The 10,899-nt window shown below is 66.4% G+C and carries 10 protein-coding genes; 8 read left to right on the top strand and 2 right to left on the bottom strand.

Features of this window, described 5'->3' with window-relative positions:
* From HMPREF9440_RS11875 to HMPREF9440_RS04160, 4 genes are all read left to right on the top strand, one after another.
* Nucleotides 1–895, top strand: an 895-nt coding sequence (locus HMPREF9440_RS11875) for a DALR anticodon-binding domain-containing protein (RefSeq protein WP_040763538.1), incomplete at its 5' end; no start/stop codon positions are given.
* Between the two features lie 12 nt (nucleotides 896–907).
* Nucleotides 908–1,450, top strand: a complete 543-nt coding sequence (locus HMPREF9440_RS04170) for an SPOR domain-containing protein (protein ID WP_008541800.1) — start codon at nucleotides 908–910, stop codon at nucleotides 1,448–1,450.
* Nucleotides 1,451–1,490: 40 nt separating this feature from the next.
* A complete protein-coding gene (locus tag HMPREF9440_RS04165) occupies nucleotides 1,491–2,129 on the top strand; it encodes a thiol:disulfide interchange protein DsbA/DsbL (RefSeq protein WP_008541799.1) in 639 nt (212 codons plus the stop codon).
* Nucleotides 2,130–2,209: 80 nt separating this feature from the next.
* Entirely contained in the window at nucleotides 2,210–2,983 is a 774-nt protein-coding gene (locus HMPREF9440_RS04160; RefSeq protein WP_040763537.1) for an SDR family oxidoreductase, read from the top strand.
* Here the strand turns inward: HMPREF9440_RS04160 and recQ are convergent, their stop codons facing one another.
* Both recQ and sstT read right to left on the bottom strand, forming a co-directional pair.
* Nucleotides 2,984–4,807, bottom strand: coding sequence for a DNA helicase RecQ (gene recQ, locus HMPREF9440_RS04155; RefSeq protein ID WP_008541796.1), 1,824 nt, complete (start codon nucleotides 4,805–4,807; stop codon nucleotides 2,984–2,986).
* Between the two features lie 134 nt (nucleotides 4,808–4,941).
* On the bottom strand, nucleotides 4,942–6,171 hold the full coding sequence (gene sstT, locus HMPREF9440_RS04150) for a serine/threonine transporter SstT (RefSeq protein ID WP_008541794.1): 1,230 nt from the start codon (nucleotides 6,169–6,171) through the stop codon (nucleotides 4,942–4,944).
* A 295-nt stretch (nucleotides 6,172–6,466) separates the two neighbouring features.
* Here sstT and HMPREF9440_RS04145 point away from each other — a divergent pair, with 295 nt between their 5' ends.
* The 4 genes from HMPREF9440_RS04145 to HMPREF9440_RS12405 all read left to right on the top strand — a co-directional run.
* Nucleotides 6,467–7,666, top strand: coding sequence for a tetracycline resistance MFS efflux pump (locus HMPREF9440_RS04145; protein ID WP_008541791.1), 1,200 nt, complete (start codon nucleotides 6,467–6,469; stop codon nucleotides 7,664–7,666).
* A 135-nt stretch (nucleotides 7,667–7,801) separates the two neighbouring features.
* Nucleotides 7,802–8,047 (top strand): chaperone NapD, encoded by a 246-nt coding sequence (locus tag HMPREF9440_RS04140; RefSeq protein WP_008541789.1) that lies wholly within the window; start codon nucleotides 7,802–7,804, stop codon nucleotides 8,045–8,047.
* 28 nt (nucleotides 8,048–8,075) lie between these two features.
* Nucleotides 8,076–10,823, top strand: a complete 2,748-nt coding sequence (napA, locus tag HMPREF9440_RS04135) for a nitrate reductase catalytic subunit NapA (RefSeq protein ID WP_008541787.1) — start codon at nucleotides 8,076–8,078, stop codon at nucleotides 10,821–10,823.
* On the top strand, nucleotides 10,823–10,899 hold a 77-nt coding region (locus tag HMPREF9440_RS12405), incomplete at its 3' end, for a twin-arginine translocation signal domain-containing protein (protein ID WP_040763535.1). The genes napA and HMPREF9440_RS12405, both read left to right, overlap by 1 nt.

The following is a 10,899-nucleotide window of genomic DNA, read 5'->3' as shown; positions in this document are numbered from 1 at the left end:
GGGGCGGACGTACGAAGCCGAAAACGCGCTTTGGCTCAAGACGACGAGCTTCGAAGACCTCGGCCACGGCATCAAGGACGACAAGGACCGCGTGATGAGGAAGGCCGACGGCACCTACACGTACTTCGTGCCGGACGTCGCCTACCACCTCGCGAAGTTCGAACGCGGCTTCACGAAGGCCGTCAACATCCAGGGCACCGACCACCACGGCACGATCGCGCGCGTGCGCGCCGGCCTTCAGGCGGCGGGCTCGGTCATGGGCCTCGCGATCCCGAAGGAATTCCCCGAGTACATCCTCCACAAGATGCTCTCGGTGATCAAGGACGGCGAACCCGTCAAGATGAGCAAGCGCTCCGGCAACTACGTCACGCTCCACGACCTCGTCGAATGGGCGGGCCGCGACGCCGCGCGCTTCTTCCTCGTCTCGCGCAAGAGCGACGCCGAATTCGTCTTCGACGTGACGCTCGCGCAGCAAAAGAGCGACGAGAACCCGGTCTACTACCTGCAGTACGCCCATGCGCGCATCTGCTCGGTCTTCGCGAAGGCCCTTGAGCAGGGCTACGCGGTTCCCTCCGACGCCGAACTCGCCGGTGCGGACCTCTCCGCGCTCACGGGTGAAGCCGCCGGGCAGCTTCTCGCCGCCATCGCCGAATACCCGCAGATGCTCACGCAGGCGGCGCGCGACCATGCGCCCCACGTGCTCTGCTACTACCTGAAGGACCTCGCCGCCGCGTTCCACGCGTTCTACAACGCCGAGCGCGTCGTCGTCGAGGACGAAACCGAACGCAACGCCCGCCTCGCGCTGCTCGCGGCCGCCCGCCGCGTGCTCGCCAACGGCTTCGCGCTCCTGGGCATTTCCGCCCCCGAGTCGATGCGCCGCGAGGACGAGGCCTAAGGAGACACGAGCGTGGCAGCCAAAGGTGGATTCGCGACCGGCTTCGCCGGCTTTCTGATCGGGGTCGTCACCGGCCTGGCGATCGCCGCCGCCGCGGCGATCCTCATCACGAAGAGCCCCGTGCCCTGCGTCAACAAGGTCGACAAGGTGACGGCCGACGTCGACCCCGCGGCGAAGCTCGCCGGGGGCGTCGACCCGAACGCCCGTCTGCAGCAGCGTCCCGACGAGGTCGCCACGCCTGCGGCGCCGAGCGGCGTCAAGACCGTCGACGCGACGGGCTCGGCCGCCCAACGCGACGCCGACGGCAAGGCCGTCGCGCCGGGCGAAGTGCGCGCCGTCACCTACTGGGTGCAGGTCGCCTCGCTCTCGAGCGAATCCGATGCGCAGAACCACGCCGCGCAGCTCGCGATGAACGGGATCGCCGCGTCCGTGACGCGCTCCGGTCCCCACTGGCGCGTGCGCGTCGGCCCCTTCGACGAACGTCAGGGCGCCGAGGAAGTGCTCGGAACGCTCACCGATCAGGGGCTGCGTCCCGTGATCGTCGAACAAAAATAAGCCCACCAGCCCCAACCAACGACTGAGGACTCCCACAGCCATGCTGAACCGCCGACAGCTCCTTCTCGCCGCCGCGCTCGCCCCCGCCGCGGGTCAGGTCTTTGCCGCCCCGAAGTACACCGCGGGCAAGGAATACCTTGTGCTGCGCAACCCCGCGCCGCATCCCGCCAATTCGATCGAAGTGGTCGAATTCTTCGCCTACACCTGCTCGCACTGCCTGCAGTTCGCGCCGCACTGGGAAACCTGGAAGAAGAAGGCGCCGCAGGGCGTGTCGGTGCGCGTGTGCCCGGTCGCCTGGACGCCGGACTTCCTGCCGTTCTCCACCGCGTACTTCGCTTTGGAAGCCCTCAACCTGCTCCCGAAGCTCCACATGCCCTTCTTCGAGAGCATCATCTACCAGGAACGCACCTACACGCCGAAGACCGCGGCCGAAGACATCGCCGCCTTCATGAAGGACAACGGCGTCGACGCCGACCTCTGGAACCGCACGACGCGCTCCTTCAGCGTGCAGAACAAGACCCGTCAGTCCCAGCAGCTCTGGCAGGCCTACGGCATCGACAGCACGCCGATGATCGGCGTGGGCGGCCGCTTCACCACGGGTCCGCACCTCACGGGTTCGCGTGAGGCGACCCCCGCCATGATCAACTGGCTCGTCGAGGAAGTGCGCGCCGGCCGCTGACCGGTCCCGCCCGCACAACCCCTGAAAAGGGCGTCCGCCGCAGTTGGGGCGGCGCCCTTTCGTTTCTTTTGGAGTCTTCCGTGCTCAACGTCTTCATCACCGGCGCATCAAGCGGCATCGGCGCCGCGCTCGCCCGAGAGTTCGCCGCCCGCGGCGCCACGCTCGGGCTCGTCGCCCGCAACCTCGAAAAGCTCGCCGCCGTGATCGCCACGCTTCCCGGCGACCAACGCCGCTACTTCGCGCTTCCCGCCGACGTGACGAAGCGCGACGAAGTGTTCCGCGCCGCAGAGGAGTTCGAACGCCTCTCCGGGGGCACCACCGTCGTGATCGCCAACGCCGGGATTTCCGTCGGCGTCAAGACCGAATACCTCGAAGACCTCGATGTTCTGGAAGAGGTCTACCGCACGAACGTCTTCGCGATGGCGAACACGTTCCACCCCTTCATCGAGCCGATGCGCCGCCGAGGGGGCGGCCAGCTGGTCGGGATCGGGAGCGTCGCGGGGATCCGGGGGCTTCCCGGCTCCGAAGCCTACTGCGCGAGCAAGTCCGCCGTCATCACCTACTGCGAGAGCCTGCGCGTCTCGATGGCGAAGTACGGCATCCGCGTGAGCACGGTCTGCCCCGCGTTCGTGAAGACGCCCCTGACGGCGAAGAACCCCTACAAGATGCCCTTCATTCTGGAGCCGGACGAATTCGCCCGCCGCGCGGCGGACGCGATCGCCGCCAGGAAGAGCTACGTCGTCATCCCGTGGCAGATGGGGATTCTCGCGAAGATCATGCGGCTTCTCCCCGACTGGCTCTTCGACAAGATCGTCTCGAACCGCAAGCAGAAGCCCCGCAAGAAGGATCTTTGATCAGTCGTCCAACGTCTCCGCGGTGATGCGGAGAATGTCCGGAGCGTACCGCTCGATCTTCTTGCGACCGAGCCCCTGGATGCAGTCGAAATCCTCCTCCCGCCGGGGGTGCTTCTTCGAGATCTGCGCGAGCGTGCGGTCGGTGAAGATCAGATAGGCGGGTTTGCCGCTTGCGCGCGCCTCCGCTGCGCGCCAGCGGCGAAGCGCTTCGAAGAGGCGCTTCGCGCGGCCGGTGAGGTGGAGCGCCTCCGCTGCCCCGGAGCGGTTCGCGCTCCCTCCGTCCTCCGCGACGGACGCGCGCACGCGCACGGCGATTTCGTCGCGGAGCACCGCGTTCGCCTTCTCCCCCAAGCGGAGCACGCTGAAGTTTTCCGTATCGACCCAGAGGATGTGCTGCGCGATCAGCTGGCGCACGATGCTGCGCCACTGCTGCTTCGTGTGGCCCGTCCCGATCCCGTAGGTCGAGACCTGGTCGTGGCCGTGGCGCAGAATGGGCTCGGTCTTCGCGCCCAGGAGCACGTCGACCACGTGGGTCGCGCCGAAGCTCATCCCGCTCTTTTGCTGCAGGCGCCAGATGCAGCTGATCAGCATCTTGGCTTCCGTCAACGCATCGATCATCTTCGGGGGTCTGCGGCAGTTGTCGCAGTTCCCGCAGGGCTTCGACGCTTCGCCGAAGTGCGCCAAGAGGCGCACGCGGCGGCATTCGCAGGTCTCGGCGTAGCCGAGCATCGCGTCCAGCTTCTGGCGCTGGAGCCGCCGCCAGTTGTCGTCGGCGTCGCTTTGGTCGATGAACCGGTTCTGGTTCATGACGTCGTTCAAGCCGTACGCCATCCAGGCTTCCGCAGGGAGGCCGTCGCGGCCCGCGCGCCCCGTTTCCTGAAAGTACCCTTCGACCGACTTCGGGAGGTCCGCATGCGCGACGAAGCGCACGTTCGGTTTGTCGATCCCCATCCCGAAGGCGATCGTCGCCACCATGACGATGTCCTCTTCGCGCTGAAAGCGGGCGAGCCGCTGCGCACGGTCTTCGGGGAGCATCCCCGCGTGATACGCCAACGCGTTGATGCCCGCCGCTTCCAGGTGCGCGGCGATCAGCTCACAGTTCGCGCGCGAGAGGCAGTAGACGATGCCGCACTCGCCCGGATGGCGGTTGCGGATGAATCGGAGGAGCTGATCCTTGACGTTGCGCTTTTCGACGACGGAGTAGTAGATGTTCGGCCTATCGAAGCTCGCCACCAGCTCGTCGGGTTGGACGAGAAGTCGCCCGACGATTTCTTCGCGCGTACGCTCGTCCGCGGTGGCGGTCAAGGCCATGCGGGGCACCGAGGGCCAGCGCTCGCGAAGGATCGCAAGTTCCCCGTAGACCGGACGGAAGTCGTGCCCCCAGATGCTCACGCAGTGGGCTTCGTCGATCGCGAAGAGCGCGACCTTCACCGTGTCGAGAAAGTCGAGCATCCCTGCGGTGAGAAGGCGCTCAGGCGCGACGTAGAGGAGATCGATTTCGCCCGCGCGGACCTCGCGGCGCACCCGCATCGCGTCTTCCGAGGTCTGCGTCGAATTCAGAAACGCCGCGCGCACGCCCACTTCGGCGAGGCTCTCGACCTGGTCCTGCATGAGAGCGATCAGGGGCGAGACCACCACCGTGAGGCCGTCCTTCACCAGCGCGGGGATCTGGTAGCAGAGGCTCTTTCCCCCGCCCGTGGGCATCAATACGAGCGCGTCGCGGCCTTCGAGCGCCGCGGCCACCGCCTGGGCCTGAAGCCCACGGAAGTGGTCGTAGCCGAAAACCTGTTTGAGGGCCTCATGCGGGTCCGCGAAGCGTTTCATGAAAAGAAGACTGCGTGTGGAAGGGACAATGGACGGATTGTACGCGGACCGGTGGCCGACGCCCTGCCCCGGCCCGCAAAAAAGCCCGCAACCTGAGGAGGCTGCGGGCTTTTCGGACGAATGACTCGAGTGCGTCAGTTCATCTTGATGCCGAGGCGTTCAGCACGCTTGCAGGCGGCGATCGTGAAGAGCGCGTCCGAGGACGAGTTGAGCGCGGTTTCGCACGAGTCCTGCAGCACGCCGATGATGAAGCCGACGGCGACGACCTGCATCGCGGTGTTCTGGTCGATGCCGAAGAGGCCGCAGGCGAGCGGGATCAGCATGAGCGAGCCGCCCGGGACGCCCGAGGCGCCGGCTGCGCAGACCGCGGCGATGAAGGAGAGGAAGATCGCGGTCGGGATGTCGACGGTGACGCCCAGCGAGAACGCGGCCGAGAGGGTGAGCACGGTGATCGTGATCGCGGCGCCCGCCATGTTGACCGTGGCGCCCACGGGGATCGACACCGAGTAGGTCGATTCGGGGAGGTCGAGACGGCGGCAGATTTCGAGGTTCACCGGGATGTTGGCGGCCGACGAACGGGTGAAGAACGCGGCGACGCCCGATTCGCGAAGCGTCATCCAGGTGTAGGGGAACGGATTCGCGCGGATGGTGAGCCAGACGAGGAACGGATTGAGGATGAGCGCCACGGCGGCCATCGTGCCGATCAGGACGGCAAGGAGCTTGAAGTACCCGGTCATGGCTTCGAGACCCGTGGTCGCGAGGGTCGACGCGACGAGACCGAAGATGCCGATCGGGGCGAAGCGCACGACGATGCGCACGACGAATTCCACACCCTTGGCGGCGTCCGAGAGGACTTCGCGGGTGGCGGGAACGCCGTGGCGCAGCACCACGCCCATGGCGATCGCCCAAGCGAGGATGCCGATGTAGTTGGCGGTCGCAATCGCGTGCACGGGATTGTCGACGACGTTGAGAATCAGGTTTTCAAAGACTTCAAGAATGCCGCCCGGCGCAGCCAGGGATTCGGCATCCGCAACGAGTGCGATCTGCGTGGGCCAGATGAAGCTCGCGATGACGGCGAGAACGGCCGCGCCGAAGGTCGAAATCATGTAGAGGACCAGAATCGGCTTGATGTGAAGGTCCTCACCCAAACGCTGGTTCGCAATCGAGCTCATGACGAGCACGAAGACGAGGATGGGCGCCACGCCCTTCAGGGCCGTGACGAAGATCGTGCCGAGGAACCCCGCTCCCTTGGCGGCTTCGGGGGCGGCCATGCCCAGGATGATGCCCAGGACTAGGCCGACCAGAATCTGTTTGACGAGCGAGCCCTGAAGGAAGGGCATCGCAAACTTGAACACTCGAGTCATGAGAGTTCTCCTTTGATTTTTTTATTCGTGAAGGCGGAGCCTGACGGGGGCGGCTCCTCATAGGGCTACACGGTAACAGCCCGAACGCGGACGAGGCGTCCGAAGACCGTCAAAATCGCTTTCCTCCAGCCAGTTTTTTGCAAAGGATGTCCGTTCTCTTGATGAGCCTCAAACGGCCTCGTCCATTCCCCTAGCGGTTTTTCGCGGTACCCGAACGGCCCCGGCAACACCGCCGACCGGGCGTTTCACCCGTTATCATGGACGGCAGTTTCCACAACGTTTCGTCCCCATCGACATGACCGGTTTCCGACGTCCCGCCGTCGGCTTCGTGCTCGCCTGCGTCTTTCTGGACGCTCTCGGCATCGGCCTCATCATCCCCGTGCTGCCGCGCCTGATCGGCACGCTCGCGGAGACGCGCGAGCTGCAGACGGTCTGGTACGGCGCGATCATGCTGAGCTACGGCCTGATGCAGTTCGCGGCCGCGCCCGTGATCGGCGCGCTCTCGGACAGAATCGGCCGCCGCCCGGTGCTCCTGGCCGGGATCGGGGGGCTGGCGCTCATGATGGTGGTGCCGGTCTTCGCGACCTCCCTGTGGGCGATCCTCGCGTCGCGCCTCGTGGGGGGCGCAGTGAGCTCCAACATCGTCGTCGCCCAGGCCTACATCGCGGACGTGACGCGCGCGGGCGACCGCACGGCCGCGTTCGGGCGCATCGGCGCCGTCTTCGGGATCGCGTTCGTGCTGGGGCCGGCCTTGGGCGGGGTTCTCGGCGAAGCCGACCCGCGCCTTCCCTTCATGGTCGCCTCGGCGCTTTGCCTGGTGAACTTCCTCTACGGGCTCTTCGTCCTCCCCGAGAGCCTCACCGCGCCCGACACGCGTCCGATTTCGCCCGCGGCGCTCAATCCCTTCCGCACGCTCCGGTCGCTCTCCGCCGAGCGGCACCTCCTTCCCGCGCTCGCCATCATCGTGCTCTTTACGCTGACGCAGAGTCTCGTGCAGTGCACCTGGGCGCTCTACACGGAATTCCGCTACGGCTGGTCCCCGAAGTCGATCGGGCTCTCGATCTTCGCGCTCGGGGCCGCGATCACGCTGACCCAAGGGCTCGTGCTCCCGCGCGTCTCCCGGAAGTTCACCCCCGACACGGTCGTGCGGGGCGGGCTCGCCGTGGGGCTTCTCGCCATCGTCGGGATCGGGCTCACGGGTTCGGGTACGGTGGCGGGGCTGCTTCTTTGCGGCTTCGCGCTGATGGGGGTCGTGGGGCCGACCCTTCAGAGCGTCGTCTCCCGAACGGGGTCGCCCTCTGAACAAGGTGCGCGCCTCGGCGCCGTAAGTGCCCTGAACAGCTTCACCGGCGCCGTCAGTCCCATGATCGGGACGCCGCTCCTTCTCGCCGCGCCGGGCGAGGGGCTCCCCTACCTCCTCTTCTCGCTTCTTCTCGTCGCGGCCCTGGGCGCCGCGATCCGCCACCGCCTCCCCGGCGGACATTCCGCGCACTAAAAATACCCCGTTGGGGGCGGTTTCCCTCTCCCATCCGGACCTCCCCGGGTCTCCGTAGAGGAGGATGGTCCGCGAACATGCCGATTTTTACAATGAAAGCGTGTTCATCAGCTTAACTGCCCGTTTCCCCAAGCCATGAACTGTTCCGCCGTTCTCGTCGTCGCCCGCCCCGGGCGTCTCGACGCCGCCGCGGAGGCCGTCGCGCAAGTCGAGGGCGTCTTCGTTCACCAGCGTGACGAAGACCACGACCGCCTCATCTGCACGATCGAAGCCGAGACGGAACGCGAAGAAGTCGCCCGCTTCAACGCCGTTTCCCGCCTTGAACCCGTCCTCGACGCGAGCCTCCTCTCGCACTACGTCGGCCTCGACGCCGACGAGTGACGCCCCCACACTTCTCCGGAGACCCACCATGACCCAACAACAGCCCCTCCGATTCCAACGCCGAGACATGATCCGCTCCGGCCTCGCCGCGGGCGCCGCGCTCTCGCTCGGGTTCCCCGTCACCGCCGCCGAAACCGAGGCCGCCAAAGCCGTCGACGACGGCATCACCTGGCAAAAGGGCGTCTGCCGCTTCTGCGGCACCGGCTGCGGCCTGCAGGTCGGCACCCGAGACGGCCGCGTCGTCGCCACGAAGGGCGACCCGGACGCGCCCGTGAACCGCGGCCTCAACTGCGTCAAGGGCTACTTCAACGCGAAGATCCTCTACGGGAAGGACCGTCTGACGAAGCCGCTCCTCAGGAAGAAGAACGGCAAATTCGACAAGACCGGGCGCTTCGAGCCCGTCTCCTGGGAAGAGGCCTTCGACGTGATGGCCGGGGAGCTCATGCGCGTCTACCGCGAAAAGGGCCCCGCCGGCGTCTCGATCATCGGTTCCGGTCAGTACACGATTCCGGAAGCCTACTGCGCGAGCAAGTTCATCAAGGGCGGCCTGCGCTCGAACAACATCGACCCGAACGCCCGCATGTGCATGGCGAGCGCGGTGGTCGGGTTCTATCAGACCTTCGGCGTCGACGAACCCGCCAACAACTACGAAGACATCGAAAAGTCCGACGTGATGCTCCTTTGGGGGAACAACCCCGCGGAAGCGCACCCGGTGCTCTGGTCGCGCATGACGAACCGGAAGCTGACGCACAAGCCTACGAAGATCGTCTCCTTGACGACGCACCTTCACAGCTCGTCGAACCTCTCCGACCTCACGATCGTCTTCAAGCCCAACACCGACCTTGCGATCGCGAACTTCCTCATCCGCGAAATCATCCGCCGCGACGTGGTCGACCACGACTTCGTCTCGAAGCACTGCGTCTTCAGCACGGGTCCGACCGACATCGGCTACGGGCTCCGGAACACCGACAAGTGGTCGCGCCCTGCGGAGCGCGATACGCTGGAGCGGCAGCTCCGCGTCAAGCTCGACCGCTGGGAAGCCGCCGCCCAGGGGAAGAAGGTGGGCGAAGTCGTCGAGCAGAAGAACGCGGGCGGCCCCGCCGGCAACCACTGGGCGATCACGTTCGAGGACTTCAAGCGCTCGGTCGAGCCCTACACGATCGACTTCGTGACCGAACTCGCGAAGGGCGACCAGGAAGAGTCCGCCGACACGTTCCGCCGGAAGTTGGCCGAGCTCGCCGACCTCGTCTGCGACCGCACCCGCAACATCATGAGCTACTGGTGCATGGGCGTGAACCAGCACCAGCGCGGCGTCTGGATGAACGAACTCATCTACGACATTCATCTTCTCCTCGGCAAGCACGCCCAGCCCGGGAACGGCGCCTTCTCGCTCACCGGTCAGCCTTCCGCCTGCGGCTCCGCGCGCGAGGTCGGGGCCTTCTGCCACCGTCTTCCCGCCGACATGCTGGTCGCGAACGAAGCGCACCGCGAAAAGACCGAGAAGATCTGGTCGATCCCGAAGGGGACGCTCAACCCCAAGGTGGGTGCCTCCGTCATGGAAATCCTGCGCGGCCTTGAAGACAGCTCGATCGACTTCCTCTGGATGCAGGTCGTCAACGTCATGCAGTCCGCCCCCAACAACACGCACTGGACCGAAGCGACCCGGCGGCCCGGCTCCTTCGTCGTCGTGTCGGACATCTATCCCACGTACTCGGCGCGCGCCGCCGACCTGATCCTCCCCGCGGCGGGCCACTTCGAGAAGTGGGGCCTCTACGGGAACGGGGAGCGCCGCACGCAGGCGTGGCCGCAGGTCGTGAAGGCCCCGGGCGAAGCCCGCACCGACGTCTGGATGATGATGGAACTCGCGAAGCGCATCCGCATCGCGGACACCTGGGGCGAACTGCCCTTGAAGGGCGTCCCCGGCGACAAGCTCCCGAGCGTGCTGGACGAAGCCCAAAAGATGGGGATCAAGCCCGACGCCACGCTCTTTGACGTGCTCTACGCCCCGACGGGCGGGCGCGCCGAAGCGGTCTGGCCGGATCCGAAGTACCCGAACCGCTCGAACGCCACGGGCGAAGCGCTCGGGCTCGCCTACTTCCCCGAAAAGGCGCTCTTCAACGAGTACCGTCAGTTCACGGTCGGGAACGGTCACGACCTCGCCGACTTCGACACGTACCAGTCGGACGCGTGCCGCGGCCTCCTCTGGCCGGTGGTCGACGGCAAGGAAACGCCCTACCGCTTCAACACCGCGTTCGATCCGTACGCGAAGGAAGAGAAGCTCTTCTACGGTCCGCTCATGAAGGCGATGCCGACGGGGAACCTCTCGGGCGTCACCGACAAGGAGCAGAAGGCCTATCCGGGCCGCGCGAAGATCTTCGCGCGTCCGTACGCGGCGCCCGTGGAGCAGCCCGACGCCGAGTACGACCTTTGGCTCACCACGGGCCGCATCCTCGAGCACTGGCACACGGGCTCGATGACGCGCCGCGTGCCGGAACTCCACCGCGCCGCCCCGGAAGCGCTCCTCTACATGAACCCGCAGGACGCCGAAAAGCGAGGCATGAAGCGCGGGGATTTGGCTGAGGTGACGAGCCGCTACGGCACCTGCCGCGCCAAGGTTGAGACGCAGGTCCGCCAGAAGATGCCCAAGGGCAGCGTCTGGATGGCCTTCTTCGACGAGCGCGCCATGGTCAACAGCGTCGTGATCGACGCGACCGACCCGATCTCGCTTGAGCCCGACTACAAGAAGACCGCGGTCAAGGTTCGCAAGGCCTCGTGATGACGCCGGTCCGCATCGACCGACGCACCTTCCTCGCCGGCTGCGCTTTGGCCGCAGCCGCCGCGGGAGGGGCGGG

Origin of the sequence: Sutterella parvirubra YIT 11816, assembly GCF_000250875.1 — a bacterium.
In the GTDB taxonomy this organism is placed as follows: Bacteria; Pseudomonadota; Gammaproteobacteria; order Burkholderiales; family Burkholderiaceae_F; genus Sutterella; species Sutterella parvirubra.
Note: the sequence above shows the minus strand (reverse complement) of the source record. Positions and strands in the feature narration are given on the sequence as shown.